Raw genomic sequence first — 22,966 nt, forward strand, 5'->3', positions numbered from 1 at the left:
ACCGGGCGAAACGAGGCAATTCGGGCGGAATTTGCATGACCGAGATGGTGTATGGCGCGCCACGCGTGGTGACAGGTGATCCTGTCTTGCCGCGCTGGTGGCGGACGATCGACAAATGGACGATGTGCTGCATCCTGGTGCTGTTCGGCATCGGCATGTTGCTGGGACTGGCGGCCTCACCGCCGCTGGCTGCGAAAAACGGGCTGCCGCCGTTCTATTATGTCACGCGCCAGGCCTTTTTTGGCGGGATGGCCATTGCCGCGATGTTCGGGTTTTCGTTGATGTCGCCGGTGATGGTGCGCCGTCTGGGTGTTCTGGGATTCCTCGCGGCCTTTGTCGCGCTGGCCTTGCTGCCGATCCTTGGCACCGATTTCGGCAAGGGGGCCACGCGCTGGTATTCACTAGGGTTTGCCTCGGTCCAGCCGTCAGAATTTCTAAAGCCAGGGTTCGTGATCATGTCCGCTTGGATGATGGCGGCCGCCATGAGCGTGGGCGGCCCGCCGGGACGGCTGTACAGTTTTGCGCTGACGCTGATTATCGTGACCTTTCTCGCCCTCCAGCCTGACTTCGGTCAAGCCTGTCTGGTGCTGTTCGCCTGGGGCGTGATGTATTTCGTGGCCGGTGCGCCGATGGTCTTGCTGATGGGGCTCGCGGCCTGCGTCGTGGGCGTCGGGTTCTTCGCCTACAACAGCTCCGAACACTTTGCCCGCCGTATCAACGGTTTCCTGTCGCCCGATGTCGATCCCACGACCCAGCTGGGCTATGCGACCAACGCCATCCGCGAGGGCGGGTTTTTCGGTGTCGGCGTGGGCGAGGGTCAGGTGAAATGGTCGCTGCCCGACGCGCATACCGATTTTATCATCGCCGTCGCAGCCGAGGAATACGGCCTGATCTGCGTGGTGGTGATCATTGCGCTTTATGCCGTGATCGTCGTGCGCAGCCTGTCGCGCCTGATGCGGGAACGCGATCCGTTCATCCGGCTGGCGGGGACCGGGCTTGCCTGCGCATTCGGCGTACAGGCCATGATCAACATGGGCGTGGCGGTGCGGCTGCTGCCGGCCAAGGGCATGACCCTGCCGTTCGTGAGCTATGGTGGATCGTCGCTGATCGCGACCGGGATCGCCGTGGGCATGCTGCTGGCTTTCACCCGCAGCCGTCCGCAGGGCGAAATCGGTGACATCCTGATGCGGCGGGCCACACGATGAGCAAGCTGTTGATGATCGCGGCCGGTGGCACCGGCGGGCACATGTTTCCCGCACAGGCCCTGGCCGAGGCGATGCTGGCGCGCGGGTGGCGGGTCAAATTGTCTACCGATGAGCGTGGAGCGCGCTATGCCGGTGGCTTTCCGGACGCGGTTGAGGTGACGACGGTTGCCAGCGCCACCTTCGCGCGTGGCGGTGTGCTGGCCAAACTGGGTGTGCCGCTGCGCATCGCGGGGGGTGCGCTTCAGGCCATCATGGGCATGCGGCGTGACCGGCCCGATGTGGTCGTGGGATTCGGCGGGTATCCCGCCATTCCCGCGATGACGGCCGCGACCGTGCTGGGCATCCCGCGCATGATCCATGAACAAAACGGCGTGTTGGGCCGCGTGAACCAGATGTTTGCCAAACGGGTTGACGCCATTGCCTGCGGCACCTGGCCTACGGAATTGCCCGAAGGGGTTGCGGGCATCCACACGGGCAATCCCGTGCGCCAGGCGATCCTTGATCGTGCCGGGGCTGGCTATATTCCGCCGGGTGATTACCCGATGTCGGTGCTGGTGATCGGCGGATCGCAGGGCGCGCGTATTCTGTCCGACGTCGTGCCTGCGGCGATCGCGGCCTTGCCGGCTGAGGTGAGACGCAACATTCGCGTGCATCAGCAAGCCCGCGCCGAGGACGTCGCCCGCGTGGACGCATTTTATGCCGAGGCCGGGATCGCGGCTGATGTGCAGACGTTCTTTTACGACATCCCGACACTGATGGCCGAGGCGCAGCTGGTCATCGCGCGGTCCGGTGCCAGCACGGTGGCAGACCTCAGTGTGATCGGGCGGCCAGCCGTGTTCGTCCCGCTTGCCAGTGCCATACGGGATGAGCAATCGGCCAACGCCCGTCAGATGGTCGATGCGGGGGCCGCAATTCTGATGCCAGAGAGCAAGTTCACGCCCGAGGCGTTGGCCGAGCACATGGAAACTGTCCTGTTGCACCCAACCGGGGCCGGACAAATGGCGCAGGCGGCCTTGTCCTGCGGGATACCGGACGCTACGGAGCGTCTTTCTGCGCTGGTCTTGGACCTTGCGGGTGAACACAGATGATGGACGGGAGTTTGCAGCATATGGCACCGACGAAATTGCCACTGGACGTAGGTCCCATTCATTTTGTGGGCATCGGCGGGATCGGCATGTCCGGCATCGCAGAGGTGCTGATGAAACATGGCTACACCGTGCAGGGGTCCGACCTGAAGGCCACGCCAATCACCAAACGCCTGTCGGACATGGGTGCCCAGGTGTTCATCGGTCAGGTGGCCGAAAACCTTGCCGATGCGCAGGTCGTGGTGATTTCCTCGGCCATCAAACCGGGCAATGCCGAACTGGACGCGGCGCGCGCGCGCGGGCTGCCGGTGGTGCGCCGGGCCGAAATGCTGGCCGAGCTGATGCGGCTGAAATCCAACGTGGCTGTCGCGGGCACCCACGGCAAGACGACGACGACCACCATGGTCGCGGCGCTGCTGGACGAGGGGGGCATTGACCCCACGGTCGTGAACGGCGGCATCATCCATGCCTATGGGTCCAATGCCCGCATGGGGCAGGGCGAGTGGATGGTCGTGGAGGCGGATGAGAGTGACGGGACATTCAACCGCCTGCCCGCCACCATCGCCATCGTCACCAACATCGACCCCGAACACATGGACCACTGGGGCACGATCGAAAACCTGCGTCAGGGCTTCCTCGACTTCGTGTCCAACATTCCGTTCTACGGCCTTGCCGTCTGCTGCACCGACAACCCCGAGGTGCAGGCGTTGGTGGGCAAGATCACCGACCGCCGGGTCGTGACCTTCGGGTTCAATGCGCAGGCCGACGTGCGTGCGATCAACCTGACCTATGAGGGGGGCAAGGCGCATTTCGACATCGCCCTGCAATCCGAGGACGACGTGATCACGGGCTGCGTGCTGCCCATGCCCGGCGATCACAACGTATCCAACGCGCTGTCCGCCGTTGCCGTCGCGCGGCACCTTGGCATGACCAAGGCGCAGATCCGCGCGGCACTGGCAGGCTTTGGCGGCGTGAACCGCCGGTTCACACTTGTGGGCGAGGTCGGCGGCATCACGATCATCGACGATTACGGCCATCACCCGGTGGAGATTACGGCCGTGCTCAAGGCCGCGCGTCAGGCGACCAAGGGCCGCGTGATCGCCGTTCACCAGCCACACCGCTATTCGCGCCTGTCGCATCATTTCGATGAATTCTGCGCCTGTTTCAACGACGCCGATGTCGTGGGAATTTCGGACGTCTATGCCGCAGGCGAAGACCCCATCCCCGGCGCATCGCGCGACGATCTGGTCGCAGGGCTGATCCGCCACGGCCACCGCCACGCGCGGGCGGTGTCGTCCGAAGAAGACCTCGAACGCCTCGTGCGCGAACAAGCCGTGCCGGGCGATATGGTCGTCTGCCTCGGCGCCGGGACGATTTCCGCCTGGGCCTACGCCCTGAAAGACCGGCTGGCAGGCTAGGGCAGTGGAAGTTGCAGAGGTTCAGGACAAGGAGAGCCTAAAGCGGTATCTGGACGCGCTGCCAGAAGATGTGCGGCTGATTACGGCGCGCCGTGTTGCGTTCCGCGCGGCAGCAAGGGTGTTACCACTTGGTGCGAAATGCTTCGAAAAACTTCCGCAGAATGGCCACACACAATATCTCGGTCTGTCAATTTTTGGTGCATCGGCAATCGGCGGATCAGCGGCAGTCTGGCCTAGCCGACCATCTACCGCCACCGCTTCTGCTGCCGCGTCTGCTGCTGCTGCTGCATATGTCGTCGGGACCGATGCAGACTCAGTCCGTGCCGCGGTCGCCTATGCCGCTTTTGCAGCCGCCAGCGCCGCATACACCAGTGTCCCAGGCGCTGAAGTCGACGCAGCTGGCGGCGGCGCGGCCATGGCGGCTGGCGGAGCTAAAATAGTTGATTTATGGCTGGCTGTCAGAGCCGATCTGACAGCAGAGGTCGAACTGCCAAAGGCGGACATGACAGGCCTTTGGACGGCATTGCCTCAGCCTGACGATCTGCGCGACGATTGGGCGACGGTAAAGCAGATTTTGTGCGATGACACATCCGCCGACTGGTCGTTCTGGATCGCGTGGTATGAACGCGTCCTGTCTGGCCGTGATTTTCTGGCGGCAGACATGGCCGACATTTTGAACAAGCTGGGCCATGATGACTGGAAAAAAGGCCCCGCCCACGTCAATCCGATGTTTGACGCTGTGCTGGGGCGCTATCGCGCAGAGGATTTTGAGGCAGGCCATGCTTACGGTTTGCGGGCGCTGGTTAACCGCAAAAAGGATCGGCTTGATCTGATTGCGGTCAAAGCCGTCGATCTGTCTGAGATTGTGAAAAAATTGCGAGGCGCGTTGAGCGACTATAAGCGGCGCAGTAATCGAGGGACTTCGGACAACCAGCTCAACGCGATGTGCTACGATACGCTGGAACCTGAATTGGCTGATTTTCGAAAGGTCATTAGCAAGTACAAGGAAAACCCACAGGCCCTGCACGATGAAATCATAAGATACGAAAAACACGTCATGCGTGTTTTGCAGGATCAGGATTTGCCGCCAGCGGCCGAGGTTGCCAGCCTGATCGACGACATGCGTGCCGCACAGTCCGAAATTTGCCTGATGTCGGAAGAGGTGCGCGCAAAGGAAAAACTGCGCACCGCGATTGCAGTCGAAAAGGCGACTGAAGCCCAGACACTGCAAGCGATCCGCAATTGCCTCGGCATGATGACCGACGGCACAGATGAGATGGAGTTATTTGCCGGTTTGGCGGTCAAGGCGCTGGTCGATCCTGATGCAACGGAGACAGAGAAGCAAATGGCGTGGCAGTTCGCCTATCGCATGGGTGCCAACGCCGCGACGACGATCAAGAGCTACGAGGAAGAGGTTGGGGCGGACAAAACCAACCTTGGAAAGCGTCTTAAGGACGTGTCTGATATGGCAGTGGCAGGTGATAAGTTCGTCGATGTTCTTCAGGAGGCGGTCGCAGAAAGCGCGCCTTGGGTCGACGGATACTTTAAGTATCTTGGCGAAAATGGATTTCCGGGGATGCTTTCATGACCCCCTCCCTCATCATCGCGGCGCTTTGGGTCATTGCAGCGACCATCACCGCCTTCCTTTCCATGCGATACCAATATGTGCCGGGGGTGGCCTTGTTGCTGGTGGCACCCGTGCTGATCGTCTGGCTGGCCGTTGATCTGGGGTGGATCGTGGGGCTGGTGGCGACGCTGGCCTTTGTCTCGATGTTTCGCAATCCGCTGCGTTACCTGATCGCGCGGCTGCGAGGCCACCACCCGGAGGTGCCAAAATGAGCCTGCCCATCATCCTTGGCCTGCTGTGGCTGATCGCCGCCAATGTGGTCGCGATGTTCCCGTCACGTGACAATCACTGGCGCTTTGCCTATGGCATGATCGCCCTTGGCATCCCCCTGCTTGGGTGGGTGACCTGGGTGAATGGTCCGCTGATCGGGCTGTTGTTCATGGCGGCTGGCTGCTCTGTCCTGCGCTGGCCCATCATCTATCTGGGCCGCTGGTTACGTGCCCGTCGTCCGCAGGAGCCTGCCGAATGATCGACCTTCCATCCGTGCGCGGCACGCTGACACCCGATCGCCCGCTGGACAGCCTGACCTGGCTGCGCGTCGGTGGTCCTGCCGATGTGCTGTTCCAGCCTGCCGATGCCGATGATCTGGCGGATTTTTTGCGCGCGCTCGACCCGGCGGTGCCCGTGTTCCCGATGGGCGTGGGGTCGAACCTGATTGTGCGCGACGGCGGCGTGCGCGGCGTGGTGATCCGGCTGGGGCGTGGGTTCAACGCGATCACGGTGGACGGCAATACGGTGACGGCCGGGGCTGCTGCCCTTGATGCCCACGTGGCGCGCCGCGCGGCCGAGGCGGGCGTCGATCTGACATTTCTGCGCACCATTCCCGGCAGTATCGGCGGGGCCGTGCGGATGAATGCGGGCTGTTACGGGTCCTATGTGGCGGATGTCTTTGTCAGCGCGGATGTCGTGCTGCGCGATGGCACGCGGGCCACCCTGCGGGCCGAGGATCTGCAATTTCAATACCGGTCCAGCACGTTGGCCGATGGGGCCGTGCTGGTCGGCGCGACGCTGCGCGGCCCCATGGGTGATCCGCAAGAGCTGGAGCAGCGCATGGCGGACCAGCTGGCAAAACGGGACCAGACCCAACCGACCAGGGACCGCACGGCGGGCAGCACGTTCCGCAATCCGGTGGGCCATTCGTCCACCGGGCGCGATGACGACACCCACGAACTGAAGGCGTGGAAGGTGATCGAGGACGCCGGCATGCGCGGCGCGACCCTTGGTGGTGCTGTCATGAACTTGATGCATGCCAACTTTTTGACCAATGCCGGTGGTGCCACTGCCGCAGACCTCGAAGATTTGGGTGAAAAGGTCAGAAAGAGGGTTTACGCCGAATCGGGCGTCACACTAGAGTGGGAAATCATGCGGGTCGGCGAACGGGCCCCGCATGACACCAAGACATAATCCCCGAAAAGGGGCGGCCCCGGGCAAGGGCCATTTCATAATGACGGGTCGCAAACGACCCGCGAGCGAGGCGGTAAGGGCATGTCATCAGTGGCACCCTCTAAAGTTGTTGTCCTCATGGGCGGCCCATCGGCAGAGCGAGAGGTCTCGCTGTCAACGGGCCGCGAATGTGCGGCGGCGCTTGTCGAGGCAGGATTTGACGTAACAGAACTGGATGCAGGCCCCGATCTGGCCGCGCGTCTGGCAGATATCGCACCCGATGTGGTGTTCAACGCCCTGCATGGTCGCTGGGGCGAGGACGGCTGCGTGCAGGGTCTGCTGGAATGGATGCGCATTCCCTATACCCACAGCGGTGTGCTGGCCTCGGCGCTGACACTGGACAAGCAACGGACCAAGGCGGCCTATGTGGACGGGGGACTTCCGGTTGTGCCCAGCCTGATTGCGGCCTCCGCCGATGTGCGCGCCGGTCACGTCATGGCACCGCCCTATGTGGTCAAACCCAATAACGAAGGGTCCAGTGTCGGGATCTATCTGGTGCACGATATGGCCGATGCACCGCCGCCGCTGTCGGATGACATGCCTGACCGCGTGATGGTCGAGGCCTTTGCGCCGGGGCGTGAACTGACCGTCACCGTTTTGGGCAACCGGTCCCTGACCGTGACCGATATCCTGACGGACGGTTGGTATGACTACGATGCCAAATACAAGGCCGGTGGTTCGCGCCACGTCATCCCCGCCGATCTGCCGCAGGACATTTTCGATGCCTGCATGGACTATGCGCTCAAGGCACATCTGCTGCTGGGGTGTCGCGGTATCAGCCGCACCGATTTTCGCTGGGATGAAACCCGCGATCTGGATGGCTTGATCCTGCTGGAAACCAACACGCAACCCGGTATGACCCCCACATCGCTGGCCCCTGAACAGGCGGCCCATGTCGGAATCGATTTCCCGACCCTGTGCCGCACCTTGGTCGAGGATGCGTCATGCGACCGGTGACCCGACCGATCCGTGATCCCGCTCCGTCGAAATGGGGCTATCGCTGGCAGCGCTGGATGCTGACGCCCGGTGTGCGCACCGGTTTGCGGTTGGGTGTGCCGGCCCTGATCATCGCGGCCATCGCTGGCGGTTGGTCGATGAACGCGGGCAACCGGGCACTGCTGGCTGAACGGATCACCGCGGCACAGCAGGCGTTTCAGGAACGTCCGCAATTCATGGTGTCGGGCCTTGCGATCAACGGCACCGACGAGGAACTGGCCGACGCGGTTGCAAGCCTCGTGGAGACCGAATTTCCGGTGTCATCCTTTGACCTGGATCTGAACAAGCTGCGCGATGATGTCGTCGCACTTGATGCGGTGGCCGAGGCCCGCGTGCGGGTCGGTGACGCGGGTGCGCTGGAAATCAACGTGACACCGCGTGTGCCGGTCGCGATCTGGCGCACGCCCGACGGGCTGCGGATGATCGATGCGGAGGGTGTGTTCGCGGGCGATCTGGCCGCGCGGGTCGACCGGCTGGATTTGCCGCTGATCGGTGGTGACGGTGTGCAGGGCCATATCGACGAGGCGCTGACCCTGTTCCGGAGTGCGGGTCCCATCGCGGATCGCATGCGCGGGTTGGTGCGGGTCAGCGGTCGGCGCTGGAACATGGTGCTGGAGGACGGTCAGCAGTTGTTGTTGCCCGCTGACGCACCGGTCGCGGCACTGGACCGGATCATCGCGCTGCACGAGGCGCAGGATCTTCTGGATCGCGACGTGGCAATCGTCGACATGCGCATGCCGCAGCGACCGACGGTCCGGATGAACCCAGAGGCGGTGGCGGCAACGCGTAACGCCGCGACGACAGGCAGAATTCAACAGGTGGGGCAGTGATGCGGGATTTATACGAAACGCAACGGGCTATGCGGAATGTGCGCAAGGCGGCGATGCAGAGGGGCGTGATCGCCATTCTGGACGTCGGCACGTCCAAGATCGCATGTCTTGTGCTGCGTTTTGACGGTCCTGACCGCCTGGGCGACAATGACGGCGTGGGGTCCCTGGCGGGACAGTCCCGTTTCCGGGTGATCGGGGCGGCCACCACGCGGTCGCGCGGTGTGCGTTTTGGTGAAATCGACGCGATGCAGGAAACCGAACGTGCCATCCGCACTGCCGTGCAGGCCGCGCAGAAAATGGCCGAGGTCCGTGTCGATCACGTGATCGCCTGTTTTGCCGGTGCCCGCCCGCGGTCCTACGGTCTGGATGGCAGTGTCGAGGTGGCCGACAACATCGTGACCGAAGGCGATATCGGCCGTGTGCTGGCCGCCTGCGATGTTCCCGATTTCGGTGAAGACCGTGACGTGCTGCACGCGCAGCCTGTGAACTTTGCACTGGATCACCGCAGCGGTCTGGCCGATCCGCGTGGCCAGATGGGATCGACCCTTGCAACCGACCTGCACCTGCTGACGGTGGACGCCACGGCGATCCGCAACCTGTTTTTCTGCATCAAGCGGTGTGATCTGGAACTGGCCGGGATCGCGTCCTCTGCCTATGTGTCCGGTGTGTCCAGCCTGGTGGAGGACGAACAGGAACTGGGCGCCGCCTGTATCGACATGGGCGGCGGGTCCACCAGCCTGTCGGTTTTCATGAAAAAACACATGATCTATTCCGACGCGGTGCGAATGGGGGGCGATCACGTCACCGGCGATATTTCGATGGGTCTGCAAGTGCCGATGCAGACGGCCGAACGGATCAAGACATTTTATGGCGGCGTGGTCGCCACAGGCATGGACGACCGTGAGATGATCGAGATCGGCGGCGATACCGGGGACTGGGAACGTGACAGGCGCACCGTCAGCCGGGCCGAACTGATCGGCATCATGCGGCCGCGGATCGAGGAAATCCTCGAAGAGGTGCGCGCCCGTCTGGATGCGGCGGGGTTCGAATATCTGCCCAGCCAGCAGATCGTCCTGACCGGCGGTGGCAGCCAGATTCCGGGGCTGGACGGGCTTGCGGCGAAAATCCTGGGGCAGCAGGTGCGTCTGGGGCGTCCGTTGCGCGTTCAGGGTCTGCCACAGGCGGCGACGGGACCTGCATTTTCGTCGTCGGTCGGCCTTGCGCTGTTTGCGGCCAACCCGCAGGACGAATGGTGGGATTTCGACGTGCCGGCGGAAACCTATCCCGCACGGTCGCTGAAACGGGCCGTGAAATGGTTTCGCGACAATTGGTGAGAATCAAGATTTGGCGCGACTCGCCATATCGTGAAAAAATTGTGCGGATTCATGCCACATTTTGTGGTCCCAGTGTGGTTTTCGGGTGACGTATGCGCGCAGAGCCGCTACTATAAAGGGAATTAGGTGATTTCTGCCCGGTGGGACGGGTGCAACATAAAAACAGGCGGACCGAGCATGACATTGAATCTCTCCCTTCCGGGCCACGAGGACCTGAAACCACGCATCACCGTTTTCGGTGTCGGCGGGGCCGGTGGCAATGCAGTCAACAACATGATTGAAAAAGAGCTCGACGGTGTCGAGTTCGTTGTCGCGAATACGGACGCGCAGGCGCTGCAACAGTCCAAGTCCGAAGCCAAGATCCAGATGGGCCTCAAGGTCACCGAAGGTCTGGGTGCAGGCGCACGCGCCACCGTGGGTGCGGCCGCCGCCGAAGAGAGCATCGAGCAGATCGTCGATATGCTGGCCGGTGCCCACATGTGTTTCATCACCGCAGGCATGGGCGGCGGTACGGGCACCGGTGCTGCCCCGATCATCGCACAGGCCGCGCGTGAACTGGGTGTGCTGACCGTCGGTGTCGTGACCAAGCCGTTCCAGTTCGAAGGCGGACGCCGCATGCGTCAGGCCGAAGAAGGCGTCGAGGCCCTGCAAAAGGTCGTCGATACCCTGATCATCATTCCCAACCAGAACCTGTTCCGTCTGGCGACAGAAAACACCACCTTTACCGAAGCTTTCGCACTTGCTGACGACGTGCTGTACCAGGGCGTCAAGGGTGTCACCGACCTGATGGTCCGTCCGGGCCTGATCAACCTCGACTTTGCCGACGTGCGCGCCGTCATGGACGAGATGGGCAAGGCGATGATGGGCACAGGCGAGGCCGAGGGCGAAGATCGCGCCAAGCAGGCTGCGCAAAAGGCCATCGCGAACCCGCTGCTGGACGAAATCAGCCTTCAGGGTGCGCGTGGTGTGCTGATCAACATCACCGGTGGGTATGACCTGACCCTGTTCGAACTGGACGAGGCCGCGAACGAGATCCGCGAAAAGGTCGACCCCGAGGCAAATATCATCGTGGGTTCCACGCTTGACACCAGCATGGAAGGCCGGATGCGCGTCTCTGTGGTCGCCACCGGCATCGATGCGGCCGTCAAGTCGGGTGCAGAACCGCAGCCGCGCCGCAGTGTGTCCGAGCCGGTACGTGAACCTGTCCGCGAACAGCGCCGTGAAGAGCCAGTCGCCCGCGCTGAACCGGCCCCCGTCCGCGAAGAGCCGCGTCGCTATGAGCAGCCCGCAGCCCGTGTCGAGGCACCGCGCCGCGAAGAGCGCGCAGAGCGCAGCCTGCTGGACGAGATGGAGGATCGCCACGCCGCAGAGGCGCGTCGTCCCGCAGCCCCGCAAGCCGCCGATCTTGACGATGATCTGCCGCCGCCAGCCTACCGTCCGCGCGTCGAACCCGAAATCGACGCATCCGAGCAGTTCACCGCACCGCGCGCCGCCCGTCCGGGTGAGCCGTCGGCAGAGGCGCTTGCGCGTCTGCAGGCCGCCGTGCAGCGTCAACCCAAAGAAGCGCCGGTGCGTGCCGCCGCCCCCCAGGAAACCGAAGCCGAAAAGCCGCGTTTCGGGATCAATTCGCTGATCAACCGCATGACGGGCGACCAGAAGCCGGCGGCCCCCGCAGCACCGCGTCAGCAGCCGCAGGTCAGCGCCCGGCGGGAACAGCCGATGACGCATCAGCGCCCCGAGGCTGACATCGATCCCGATCAGGAGCGGATCGAGATTCCCGCCTTCTTGCGGCGCCAAGCGAACTAAAGACGATTATCGTCACCAAAAAGCCGCCCCAAAGTGGGCGGCTTTTTCATTTGAAACAGCAGGTTACATTGCCGGACTGACATTGTTTCAGCTTGTTGCAATGTGTGAATTGTCGTTGTGAACCCATTGGTATTATTGCTGCGTTAACACTTCGTAACAGTGATGTAACCGTTAGGTGCAGCCATGCAGACGACATTGAAAACCGAACTGATCTTTGACGGTGTGGGCCTCCATACCGGCCGTCCGGCCCGTTTGCGTCTGCGTCCTGCGCCTGCTGGTCACGGTGTCGTCTTTCAGCGGACCGATGTCGCCGGGTCCGGCGTCAAACTTCCTGCAATCTGGAATCACGTCGAAATCTCGCCGTTGAACACCCGTCTGCGTGTGGGTGATACGATTGTTTCGACGATCGAACACCTGATGGCGGCCTTGTCCGGTTGTGGCGTGCACAACGTGCTTATCGAAATCGACGGCCCGGAAGTTCCGATCATGGACGGGTCTTCTGCCGAATTTGTGCGCGGCATCCTTGGTGTCGGTGTGTCCCGTCAGGGCAATCCGCTGCGTGCGATCAAGCTGTTGGACGAGGTGCGCGTGACCCAGGGCGACGCCTGGGCCAGTCTGCGCCCCGCGACCAGTCTGCAAATCGATTTCGAGATCGATTTCCCCGATGCGGCGATCGGCCATCAGGCCAAGACGCTGAACATGGCGAACGGCAGCTTTGTCCACACGCTGTGTGACAGCCGCACGTTCTGTCGGAATTCGGATGTCGAGGACATGCGCAAGCGCGGCCTCGCACTGGGTGGTACGCTGGAAAACGCGGTCGTCGTCGACGGTGCCGATGTGCTGACACCAGGCGGATTGCGTCATCCCGACGAGGCCGTGCGCCACAAGATGCTGGATGCACTGGGTGATCTCTATACGGCCGGTGCGCCCATCCTGGGGCGCTACACGGGACACAAGGCAGGTCACAACCTGACCAATGCGTTGCTGCGTGCCTTGTTCGACAACACGGCTGCATGGCGCTGGATGGATTGTACACCGCAGATTGCGGCACGCCTGCCGGGTCATGGCGTGTCTGCCGCGGATATGGTTGCTGTTGCCTGACGGCAGGCGGGGCGTGTCTCACATCTTGGCAAACCCTGACATAAGCCGTTTTGCATGCCTGTTTTTTCTGTTAGACGTTTGCGCGAACCCGGCCGATAAGGTGCGGGACGTGAAAGACGACGCGGGGGCGTAACGATGTCGGGCAAATTTATTCGGTCTGGGACGGCAACGCTGGTGCTATCGCTTGGTCTGTTGGTCGGCTGTAGCGAAAGCTTCAACCCGCGCGATTCCGCTGCCATGGAAGCACTGTCCGCGCAGCAGATCTACCAGTTGGGCGAGGTCGAGGTCGAAACCGGCGATCCCGGTGAGGCCGCGTTCTTTTTCGGCGAGATCGAGCGTCTTTACCCCTATTCCGAATGGGCTGAACGTGCGCTGATCATGCAGGCCTTTGCCTATCATCGCGATGCGGATTACCCCAACAGCCGCGCATCCGCGCAGCGGTTTCTGGATTTCTATCCGGCCCAGCCTGACGCGGCCTATGCGCAATATTTGCTGGCGCTGTCCTATTACGACCAGATCGACGAGATCGGCCGCGACCAAGGGCTGACGTTCCAGGCGCTTCAGGCCTTGCGGACCGTGATCGAACAATATCCCGACAGCGAATATGCCCGCGCGTCGATCCTGAAATTCGACCTCGCGTTCGATCACCTTGCGGCCAAGGAAATGGAAATCGGGCGCTACTACCTCAAGCGCAAGAATTATGCGGCTGCCGTGAACCGGTTCCGCGTCGTGGTCGAGGAATTCCAGACGACGTCGCAAACCCCCGAGGCACTGCACCGCCTGGTGGAATCCTACCTGTCGCTGGGCCTGACGAACGAGGCGCAGACCGCAGGCGCGATCCTGGGGGCGAACTATCCTGCAACCTCGTGGTATCAGGACAGCTTTGCCCTGTTGACGGGGCAGGGGCTGGAGGCCCGCGCCCAGGGCGACAGCTGGCTTGCGTCGATCTATCGTCAGGTCATCCGCGGCGAATGGCTCTAGGGGTGTCAGGCATCTGACATGCTGCGCACATTAGACATTCGTGACATGCTGATCATCGACCAGCTGGAACTGACGTTCCAGCCGGGTCTGAACGTGTTGACCGGTGAAACCGGCGCCGGCAAATCGATCCTGTTGGATTCACTGGGGTTCGTGCTGGGGTGGCGCGGGCGCGCCGAGCTGGTGCGCCAGGGGGCCGATCAGGGCGAAGTCACGGCCAGTTTCGATCTGCCCCCCGACCACCCCGCCCATACCGTATTGTCAGAGGCGGGGTTGCCGGGCGGTGACGAACTGATCCTGCGGCGCGTCAATTCCCGCGACGGGCGCAAGACGGCCTGGGTCAATGATCGTCGGGCCAGCGGCGAGGTGCTGCGCGCCTTGTCCGATACATTGATCGAATTGCACGGCCAGCACGACGATCGCGGGCTGCTGAACCCGCGCGGACACCGTCAGATGCTGGACACTTATGCGGGTGTGGATGCCGAACTATCCGCGGTGCGTGCGGCCTGGACGTCCCTGTCCCGCGCCACCAAGGCCCGCGAGGCAGCCACCCTGCGCATCGCAGAGGTCCGCGCCGAAGAGGAATACCTGCGCCACGCGGTGGGCGAGCTGGACAAGCTGGACCCGCAGGCCGGCGAAGAGGCGACATTGGACGCTGCCCGCCGCACGATGCAGGCCGCCGAAAAGATCAAGACCGACGTGGCCCGTGCGGGCGAGGCGCTGGGTCTACAGGGGGCCGAGGGCATGATGTCCGACGCGAACCGCTGGCTGATCGGCGCCGCCGACCGGGCCGAAGGGCGTCTGGACGAGCCGCTGTCGGCCATAGAACGTGCGCTGGTCGAACTGGATCTGGCGCAGCGCGGGGTGCAGGACGCGCTGGACGCGCTGACCTTTGATCCCGCCGAATTGGAAGCGACAGAGGAACGTCTGTTCGCGATCCGTGGTCTGGCGCGCAAACATGACGTGCTGGCCGATGAACTGGGCCCCTTTGCCGATGATCTGCGGGCGCGGCTGGCCTTGCTGGATGACAGCGAAAAGGATCTGGACGATCTGCTGCGTGCCGAACGCGCCGCGCAATCGGCCTATGACAGCGCCGCTGATGTCTTGCGTGCGGCACGGGCTGCTGCCGCGGGTCGTTTGGATGCCGCAATGGCGTCAGAGCTGGCGCCGTTGAAAATGGAACGCGCCGTTTTCCGCACCAACATGACCGATGCGCCTGCCGGACCCGAGGGGCGCGACGCCGTGGCCTTTACCGTGGCGACCAATCCCGGCGCACCACCGGGACCGCTGAACAAGATCGCGTCGGGTGGCGAACTCAGCCGGTTCCTGCTGGCGATGAAGGTCTGTCTGGCGCAGGCCGGGCAGGGCGGTGTGACGATGATTTTCGACGAAATCGACCGCGGGGTGGGCGGCGCGACAGCGGATGCGGTCGGGCGCAGGCTGGCGGCATTGGCTGACGGTGGTCAGGTTCTGGTCGTCACGCATTCGCCCCAGGTTGCCGCGTTGGGTGGCCATCACTGGCGTGTCGAAAAACGGCAGGACGCGACAGAGACCACTTCGACCGTCGTGCCGTTGGGGGCAGACGAACGCGTCACGGAAATCGCGCGGATGTTGTCCGGCGATACGATCACCGATGCGGCCCGCGCGGCTGCGATGGCCCTGATGGACAGCTGATCCGGCTGTCTGAATTGGCGGGTGCCCCGTTGGACCACCCGCCGAGACTGCTGAAATTATCCCATCCATAAACTGCACATGTAACGACGGTATGTCTTGCGCAGGGGTCAGCCGCGCGAAACAATCGGGGCAAGCGCCCGCTTGCGCGCAAAGGTGGTTGCAATACCGGGCATGCAGACGCTAGCCGGGACATGCGGCAGCGGCAAAGGTCAGTGCAATGGACGGGGCAGAGGAACAGGATCGCATCGGTTGGCTTGGCCAGATCCGTCGCGCCTGGATGGTGATGCGGCTGCGCGGGCCGGGACAGATACAGTTCTGGTTCATCGCGCTTGTGCTGGGGATCGCATCCGGCGGTGCCGCCGTGCTGTTTCGCATGGGCATCGATCTGGTCAGCCGGATTGCCTATGGCACGCCCGATCCCAATCGCCTGCACAGTTTCGTCACCGGCCTGCATTGGTCGCAAGTCCTGATCGTTCCGATCATCGGCGGCCTGATCGTGGGATTGATCCTGAACCGGTTCGTCCCCGACAACCGCGTGCGATCCGTCGCCGACGTCATCGAAGGGGCGGCACTGCGCGAGGGCCGTGTCTCCTTCCGCGAAGGTCTTGGATCGGCAGGGGCCAGTCTCTTGACGCTGGGCATGGGCGGATCATCAGGCCGCGAGGGGCCGGTGGTGCATATCGCTGCAATGATTTCCACGTGGATCTGCGTGCGTATCCGTGCTGACGGTGTGACCGGGCGCGACCTGCTGGGATGCGCTGTCGCCGCCGCCGTGTCGGCCAGTTTCAACGCGCCCATCGCCGGTGCGCTGTTCGCGCTCGAGGTGGTTTTGCGGCACTTTGCGGTGCATGCCTTTGCGCCCATCGTGATCGCCTCTGTGGCGGGGACGGTGGTTAATCGGTTGGCCTTTGGCGATGTGTCGGAATTTGTCATCGACCGGGAAAACGCACTGGGATTCTACATCGAATTGCCCGCGTTCCTGTTGTTGGGCCTGATGTGTGGTCTGGTGGCCGTCGTGCTGATGCGGTCGATATTTTGGGCGGACAACATCGGCAGCCGTATCCAGTACCGCTACCGTATTCCCGCCTATCTGCGCCCGGCGGCCGCCGGCGCGCTGCTGGGCCTGATCGCAATCTGGTTTCCGCATATCATCGGCGTGGGATATGAAACGACGGTTGCAGCGCTGACGGGCGGGTTCCTGCTGCACGAGGCCTTGGTTTTCGTCGCGATCAAGGTGGCAGCGGTTGCAATCACCATCGGCGGCCGCATGGGGGGCGGGGTGTTTTCACCGTCCTTGATGGTGGGGGCGCTGACCGGGCTTGCATTCGGCGTTGTGGCGACAGGCATTTTCCCCAGCGTATCCGGCGAGGGCACCCTATATGCGCTGGCTGGCATGGGGGCCGTGGCCGCAGCGGTGATGGGCGCGCCGATCTCGACCACGTTAATCGTGTTCGAATTGACCGGCGACTGGCAGACGGGTCTGGCCGTCATGGTGGCCGTGTCCATGTCGACAGCCCTTGCGTCGCGATTGGTGGAGCATTCGTATTTCCTGCACCAGCTGGAACGCCGTGGCGTGCATCTGGCCGCGGGGCCGCAGGCATACCTGCTTGGGACATTCGTAGTCGGCAACGTGATGCGTCCCATGTCAGACCCGCGTGCCGCGGCAGAAAAGGCCTGCCGCGACATGATCGCTGCGGGGACCTATATCGACGCGCGCGCGACGCTGGAACAGGCCATGCCCATATTTGACCGGGGGGCCTATGCCTTTGTTCCGGTTGTCATCACGCAAAAGGGCGAAGAACCAACACTGCAAGGTGCGTTGTTTCAGGTCGATGCCTTGCGGGCCTTCAACCGCGCCCTGGCCGACCGCGCCCAGGAAGAACATTCCTGAAGATAGGTGTCAGACTTCTTCGACCGTCACCACGCTGGTGTCGAATGCCAGGTAGCCCGCGATCTGGGCCACATCATCCTTGGGGGTCTCGTAGGACCAGACGACGTTTTCCAGGGTTGCGCTGCGATTGACGATGGAAAAATAACTAGCCGTGCCTTTGAAAGGGCAGGTTGTGCTGTGATCCGTCGCATCAAGGAACGTCATCGCGATATCTTCGCGCGGAAAATAGACGACGGGGTCATGACCTGCTTCGTGCAGGATCATGGCGTTCGTGCTTTCGCCCAGAACAGCACCCCCGGCGCGGACGACCCAGCTGGCAGTTGCGGGGGAAATCGTGATGTGATCGGCCATGGCGACCTCCTCTTTTGGCGAAGTATTTTGGGAAATGCCCTGTTCAGAGCGGTTGGCAAGCCTGTGCAAGCCAGTCACGTGCTGCCCCCTCCACGAGCGGCCCGATCAGTTTCAGTGTATCGGCATGGTATTGGTTGATCCAGTCCAATTCCCCTGCCGACAACATTGACGCAGCGATGAGCCGTCTGTCGAATGGCACGCGCGTCAGCGTCTCGAATGACAGCATCGGCCGGTCATCCGCGCCGACCAGATCCGGTGCGGTCACACAGACAATGAGGTTTTCGATACGGATGCCATAGGCACCTTCGCGGTAGTAGCCCGGCTCATTCGACAGGATCATGCCAGGTTCCAGCGCAACGGTCGATCGGCGCGAAATGCCTTGTGGCCCCTCATGGACGCACAGATAGCTGCCGACACCGTGTCCCGTGCCGTGATCATAGTCCAGACCCGCAGACCACAGCGACGCACGCGCCAGCGCGTCCAGATGTTGTCCTGACAGCCCCTTTGGAAACCGCAGCCTGCTGATGGCGATCATGCCCTGCAGGACGCGGGTATAGCGGTCACGATGTTCTGCACTGGGGGTGCCCACGATTACGGTGCGGGTGATGTCCGTCGTGCCGTCGACATATTGGCCGCCACTGTCGATCAGCAGCAGTTCGTCCGGGCGGACGGGGCGATCAGTGTCTTCGGTCACGCGGTAGTGCACGATGGCACCATGCGGACCCGCACCGCAGATCGTCTCAAAGCTGATGTCGCGCAGCATGTTGGTGTCGCGGCGAAAGGTTTCCAATTGCTGCACCACGTCGATTTCGGTCAATCCGCCCATCGGGGCGGCACCATCCAGCCAGGCCAGAAACTGCACCATCGCTGCCCCGTCACGCAGGTGTGCGGCATGGCTTCCTGCAATCTCGACCTCTGTCTTGCAGGCCTTGGGTAAAATGCAGGGGTCGTTCGCATGGACGACTTCTGCTTCGGCATCCGACAGGATCGTGGCGATCGCATCAGCGCAGACCCGTGGGTCGATGCGTACGGGGCCGACCAGTTGGGTCAGCGCGTCGTCGAAATCTTCGGGCGGGTGAACGGTGACATCAGGCCCCAGGTGTTCGGCGATATCCGTGCATTTGCCCAAGGGCGCGAACAGGTCAACCGTGCCATCGTGATGCAGGATCGCATAGGCGTGTGGCACCGGGTTGCGCGGGATATCGGTTGCCCGGATGTTCAACAGCCAGGCAATGCTGTCCGGCAGCGTGATGATCCAGTGCCCGGTGTCGACGTCAGCTGTCAGGCGTGCACGCTTGTCCGCGTGGCTCTCGCCGGTCAGTTCCAGCGGTTGCGCAAAAAACGGGGCGTCGGGCCGCGCCGGACGGTCGGTCCAGATCGCGTCGATCTGGTTGGGGGCGGCCAGCAGGTCGATGCCGTTCGCCGCCAGCTTGTCGGTCAGGTCGGTGATTTCCGTGACAGTGTGCAGCCAGGGATCATAGGCCACGGTGCCACCATTGGGCAGATGCGCGATCAGCCAGTCAGACAGGCTGGTTTCAGGCCAATGCACCGGGGTATAGACATCGGCCGTCTGGTCACGCACCTGCAACCGGTAGCGTCCGTCGATGAACACACCGGCGATATCCGGCAGAACCACGGCAAAACCGGCAGATCCGGTGAACCCGGTCAGCCAGGCCAGCCGTTCGTCACAGGCCGCGACATATTCGCCTTGCCACCGGTCGGTGCGCGGAACCAGCAAACCGTCGATACCGCTTTTGTCCAGTTGTTCGCGCAGGGCGGACAGGCGTGCGGGTCCCTGTTCGGGGGCGCTGCTGGCAGAAAAGGTCTGAAACATGGGTCTGGTATCCATAGGTTCGCGTTCGCGGCGAGTTTCACCGCGCGCGTCAGGTTTTCAAGTGGCAATCCGGGTCAGCCTGCGCGGCGCAGACCCAGAACGCGGGCGCGTTTGCGCGGATCGCTGTCAAACAGGCCGGCCAGCTGTTCGGTCATGGCCCCGGCCAGTTGTTCGACATCCGTGATCGTGACGGCGCGGTCATAATAACGCGTCACGTCATGGCCGATGCCGATGGCGGCCAATTCGACCGCCTTGCGTTTCTCGATCATGGCGATCACGTCGCGCAGGTGTTTTTCCAGATAATTCGCGGGGTTGACCGACAGGGTGCTGTCATCGACGGGGGCACCGTCGCTGATCACCATCAGCACCTTGCGCTGTTCCTGACGGACCATCAGGCGGCGATAGGCCCATTCCAGCGCCTCGCCGTCGATGTTTTCCTTCAGCAGCCCCTCTTTCATCATCAGGCCCAGATTGGGGCGCGCACGACGCCAGGGGGCGTCGGCTGATTTATAGACGATGTGACGCAGGTCATTTAGACGGCCCGGTCCCGGTGCGCGACCCTCCTTGAGCCAGGCCTCGCGGGATTGGCCGCCTTTCCACGCCTTGGTGGTAAAGCCCAGGATCTCGACCTTGACGTCGCAGCGTTCCAGCGTGCGGGCCATGACATCGGCGCAGATGGCCGCGATGGAAATGGGGCGCCCCCGCATGGAGCCAGAGTTGTCCAGCAACAAGGTCACGACGGTGTCGCGGAATTCCATGTCCTTTTCGACCTTGAACGACAGCGGTGTTGTGGGGCTGGCCACGATCCGGGCCAAACGGCCAGCGTCGAGAATGCCTTCCTCCAGGTCGAATTCCCAGGTGCGGGATTGTTTCGCCTGCAAACGGCGTTGCAGCTTGTTGGCAAGGCGACTGACGGCCCCTTTCAGCGGGTCAAGCTGCTGGTCAAGGTAGGCGCGCAGGCGTTCCAGCTCGGCGGGTTCAGCCAGATCAGCGGCGCTGATTTCCTCGTCAAAGGCGGTGCTGAACACGCGGTAATCCTTGTCGGCGTCAGACACGGGGGCCGGCTGCGGCGGCTCCATCGGGGCCTCGCCGTCGGGCATTTCCATTTCCTCGCCCAACTCGGGTTCGGCCTGATCGTCCATGCTGACCTCGGCCTGTGCCGCGTCCTGCTGTTGTTCCTGGCTTTGCTCTGGCGAGGCCTCTGCCTCGTCACCGTCGCTGTCGTCCTCGCCGGTGGAATCCGGTTCCTGCTGTTCGTCCTGACCTTCTTCGGCCTCGTCGTCCTGATCGTCGTCGGGTCCGTCGGGGTCATCGCCCAGCTGATCGGCATAGCCCAGATCGCTGATGATCTGGCGTGCGAATTTCGCAAATGCACGCTGGTCGCCCAGTGTGTCTCGCAGACTTTCAAGGGTGCCGCCGGCCTGTTCCTCGATGAACCCGCGCCACAGTTCCATGACGTTGTCCGCACCGGCGGGCAGGTCGCGGCCCGTTGCGAGGTGGCGGATCAGATAGCCTGCCGCAACGGCCAGCGGCGCGTCGGCAGCGGATTTGATCTGGTCATAACCCTTGCGCGCGGCGTCATTGCCGATCTTGGCGTCGATGTTGCCGGCGGTGCCGGGCATGTGTTGCGCGCCGACGGCCTCGATCCTTGCGGTTTCCATCGCATCATAGATGTCGCGCGCCATCTGACCTTGGGGCGCATAACGCGTATCGGTCTGGGCGTCGTGAAATTTATGGCGCAGCGCAAAGGCATCGGCGGTGCCGCGCGCCAGCAGGACTTCTTCGCGGCTCATGCGGCGGCTGATCTGGGGCAGGCGGATCGTGTCGTTGGTCTGGCCTGCGGGATCGACGGAATAGCTGACCGTCAGGTCAGGATCGTCCGCCATGACCTTGGTGGCCTCTGCGAGGGCCTTCTTGAACGGATCGGCTGGGTTATCGCTCGGTTTGCTCATGGGGTGGCCTTGGTTGGGTTAGCCGCAGGACAGGGTTGCGGGGATGCGCCCGGCAAATCGCAGGGCAGCAGAGGCGGGCAGGACAGCGGACCGATCACCGCCCGCCAGATCATAGATCACGGGTGCCGCTGTCGCATCGCAGCCCCAGGGGGCTGCGCGTTCCGCTGCGCGTTCGATCCCCGCGATTGTCGGCGCATCCGTGGTGGGCGTGACAAGCGCCAGTTTGCCGCTGTCGGACAGGGTCACGTCATAGCCGCGCGACGGCATGCTGGCCCCGCAAGACGCGAGCCCCAGCACGATACCGCCGGCGATGACGTGGCGCGCGATCACCGCAGGCTCTGGCTTGCGGCGCTCTCGGGCAGTTCCTCGTCGAAACAGCGCTGATAGAATTCGGCCACCGTCTGGCGTTCCAACTCGTCGCATTTGTTCAGGAATGACAGGCGGAATGCATAGCCCACGTTGCCAAAAATGCGCGCGTTTTCGGCCCAGGCGAGCACGGTGCGCGGCGACATCACGGTGGACAGATCGCCGTTCATGAATGCCGTGCGGGTCAGGTCGGCCACGGTCACCATCTGGCTGACTGTCTTTTTGCCCGCGTCGTTCTGGTAATGGGGTGATTTCGCGATGACGATTTCGGTTTCCACGTCGTGCGGCAGATAGTTCAGCGTGGCGACCAGCGACCAGCGGTCCATCTGCGCCTGGTTGATCTGCTGCGTGCCGTGATACAGACCCGTCGTGTCACCCAGACCCACCGTGTTGGCCGTGGCGAACAGGCGGAAATAGGGGTTCGGCGTGATGATCTTGTTCTGGTCCATCAGCGTCAGTTTGCCGTCAGCCTCCAGCACGCGCTGGATGACGAACATGACGTCGGCGCGGCCTGCATCATATTCGTCGAAAACGATGGCGACCGGATTGCGCAGCGCCCAGGGCAGGATGCCCTCGTGGAATTCGGTGACCTGCACGCCGTCACGCAGCTTGATCGCGTCCTTGCCGATCAGGTCGATCCGGCTGATGTGACTGTCAAGGTTCACACGCACGGCGGGCCAGTTCAGACGGGCGGCGACCTGTTCGATATGGGTCGATTTGCCCGTGCCGTGGTAGCCCTGCACCATCACGCGGCGATTGTGGCCGAACCCTGCCAGGATCGCGAGGGTCGTATCCGGGTCAAAGGTATAGGTCGGGTCCACGTCCGGCACACGGTCGGTCGGTTCGGCAAAACCCTTGACGGTCATGTCGGTGTCGATACCGAACACCTCGCGGACGGAAATATCGGTTGTCGGGGTGGCGTTGATGTCGATCGTGCCGTCGGCCATGGGTCAGCCCTTCTCTCGCATTCGCTGTGCATTTTGATAGTCGCGGGATGCAACATATCGCCCGAAATGAAAAGGGAAAGCGGTTGCGGCGCGACACCACAGCAAACACCGCGCCGGGAAACATTGCG

At 62.9% G+C, this 22,966-nt stretch carries 20 protein-coding genes; 15 read left to right on the plus strand and 5 right to left on the minus strand.

Going from position 1 to position 22,966, the window contains the following annotated elements:
• Positions 1-35 precede the first annotated feature (35 nt).
• The 15 genes from ftsW (at position 36) to AN189_RS03465 (ending at position 17,388) form a co-directional block, all read left to right on the plus strand.
• Positions 36-1,205, plus strand: coding sequence for a putative lipid II flippase FtsW (gene ftsW, locus AN189_RS03390; RefSeq protein WP_056031068.1), 1,170 nt, complete (start codon positions 36-38; stop codon positions 1,203-1,205).
• Complete coding sequence (murG, locus tag AN189_RS03395; RefSeq protein ID WP_056031071.1) at positions 1,202-2,293, plus strand: undecaprenyldiphospho-muramoylpentapeptide beta-N-acetylglucosaminyltransferase; 1,092 nt, start codon at positions 1,202-1,204, stop codon at positions 2,291-2,293. The genes ftsW and murG overlap by 4 nt, the downstream gene beginning before the upstream one ends.
• A 20-nt stretch (positions 2,294-2,313) precedes the next feature.
• Complete coding sequence (gene murC, locus AN189_RS03400; protein ID WP_253279540.1) at positions 2,314-3,708, plus strand: UDP-N-acetylmuramate--L-alanine ligase; 1,395 nt, start codon at positions 2,314-2,316, stop codon at positions 3,706-3,708.
• Between the two features lie 4 nt (positions 3,709-3,712).
• Positions 3,713-5,296 (plus strand): hypothetical protein, encoded by a 1,584-nt coding sequence (locus tag AN189_RS03410; RefSeq protein WP_157057372.1) that lies wholly within the window; start codon positions 3,713-3,715, stop codon positions 5,294-5,296.
• Positions 5,293-5,547 carry a DUF2484 family protein gene (locus tag AN189_RS03415; RefSeq protein WP_056031079.1) on the plus strand — a complete coding sequence of 85 codons (255 nt, stop codon included), beginning with the start codon at positions 5,293-5,295 and terminating at the stop codon, positions 5,545-5,547. The genes AN189_RS03410 and AN189_RS03415 overlap by 4 nt, the downstream gene beginning before the upstream one ends.
• A complete protein-coding gene (locus tag AN189_RS03420; protein WP_056031082.1) occupies positions 5,544-5,804 on the plus strand; it encodes a DUF2484 family protein in 261 nt (86 codons plus the stop codon). The genes AN189_RS03415 and AN189_RS03420 overlap by 4 nt, the downstream gene beginning before the upstream one ends.
• Positions 5,801-6,739 (plus strand): UDP-N-acetylmuramate dehydrogenase, encoded by a 939-nt coding sequence (gene murB, locus AN189_RS03425; protein WP_056031085.1) that lies wholly within the window; start codon positions 5,801-5,803, stop codon positions 6,737-6,739. The genes AN189_RS03420 and murB overlap by 4 nt, the downstream gene beginning before the upstream one ends.
• Positions 6,740-6,856: 117 nt before the next feature.
• Positions 6,857-7,735 (plus strand): D-alanine--D-alanine ligase, encoded by an 879-nt coding sequence (locus tag AN189_RS03430; RefSeq protein ID WP_056031088.1) that lies wholly within the window; start codon positions 6,857-6,859, stop codon positions 7,733-7,735.
• A complete protein-coding gene (locus AN189_RS03435) occupies positions 7,723-8,604 on the plus strand; it encodes a cell division protein FtsQ/DivIB (protein ID WP_056031091.1) in 882 nt (293 codons plus the stop codon). Before AN189_RS03430 ends, AN189_RS03435 begins: the two co-directional genes overlap by 13 nt.
• Entirely contained in the window at positions 8,604-9,938 is a 1,335-nt protein-coding gene (gene ftsA, locus AN189_RS03440) for a cell division protein FtsA (RefSeq protein ID WP_056031094.1), read from the plus strand. Before AN189_RS03435 ends, ftsA begins: the two co-directional genes overlap by 1 nt.
• Positions 9,939-10,115: 177 nt before the next feature.
• Complete coding sequence (gene ftsZ / locus AN189_RS03445) at positions 10,116-11,744, plus strand: cell division protein FtsZ (protein WP_056031096.1); 1,629 nt, start codon at positions 10,116-10,118, stop codon at positions 11,742-11,744.
• 183 nt (positions 11,745-11,927) lie between these two features.
• Positions 11,928-12,845 carry a UDP-3-O-acyl-N-acetylglucosamine deacetylase gene (gene lpxC, locus AN189_RS03450; RefSeq protein WP_056031099.1) on the plus strand — a complete coding sequence of 306 codons (918 nt, stop codon included), beginning with the start codon at positions 11,928-11,930 and terminating at the stop codon, positions 12,843-12,845.
• 135 nt (positions 12,846-12,980) lie between these two features.
• Positions 12,981-13,826, plus strand: coding sequence for an outer membrane protein assembly factor BamD (locus tag AN189_RS03455; protein WP_056031102.1), 846 nt, complete (start codon positions 12,981-12,983; stop codon positions 13,824-13,826).
• 18 nt (positions 13,827-13,844) lie between these two features.
• Positions 13,845-15,497 carry a DNA repair protein RecN gene (gene recN / locus AN189_RS03460; RefSeq protein WP_056031105.1) on the plus strand — a complete coding sequence of 551 codons (1,653 nt, stop codon included), beginning with the start codon at positions 13,845-13,847 and terminating at the stop codon, positions 15,495-15,497.
• 283 nt (positions 15,498-15,780) lie between these two features.
• Positions 15,781-17,388 (plus strand): chloride channel protein, encoded by a 1,608-nt coding sequence (locus AN189_RS03465; protein WP_083484254.1) that lies wholly within the window; start codon positions 15,781-15,783, stop codon positions 17,386-17,388.
• A gap of 9 nt (positions 17,389-17,397) precedes the next feature.
• On the opposite strand, the gene AN189_RS03470 is transcribed toward AN189_RS03465, so the two are convergent.
• The 5 genes from AN189_RS03470 to cobS form a co-directional block, all read right to left on the minus strand.
• Positions 17,398-17,739 carry a DUF427 domain-containing protein gene (locus AN189_RS03470; protein ID WP_056031111.1) on the minus strand — a complete coding sequence of 114 codons (342 nt, stop codon included), beginning with the start codon at positions 17,737-17,739 and terminating at the stop codon, positions 17,398-17,400.
• A gap of 43 nt (positions 17,740-17,782) precedes the next feature.
• Positions 17,783-19,573: an aminopeptidase P family protein gene (locus AN189_RS03475; protein WP_056032098.1), complete on the minus strand. Its 1,791-nt coding sequence runs from the start codon at positions 19,571-19,573 to the stop codon at positions 17,783-17,785.
• A gap of 74 nt (positions 19,574-19,647) precedes the next feature.
• Positions 19,648-21,525 carry a cobaltochelatase subunit CobT gene (gene cobT / locus AN189_RS03480; RefSeq protein ID WP_056031114.1) on the minus strand — a complete coding sequence of 626 codons (1,878 nt, stop codon included), beginning with the start codon at positions 21,523-21,525 and terminating at the stop codon, positions 19,648-19,650.
• A gap of 18 nt (positions 21,526-21,543) precedes the next feature.
• Positions 21,544-21,855 (minus strand): hypothetical protein, encoded by a 312-nt coding sequence (locus AN189_RS03485; RefSeq protein ID WP_056031117.1) that lies wholly within the window; start codon positions 21,853-21,855, stop codon positions 21,544-21,546.
• A complete protein-coding gene (gene cobS, locus AN189_RS03490) occupies positions 21,852-22,838 on the minus strand; it encodes a cobaltochelatase subunit CobS (RefSeq protein ID WP_056031119.1) in 987 nt (328 codons plus the stop codon). Before cobS ends, AN189_RS03485 begins: the two co-directional genes overlap by 4 nt.
• Positions 22,839-22,966 lie beyond the last annotated feature (128 nt).

It is taken from the genome of Loktanella sp. 3ANDIMAR09, assembly GCF_001420005.1.
Lineage (GTDB): Bacteria > Pseudomonadota > Alphaproteobacteria > Rhodobacterales > Rhodobacteraceae > Loktanella.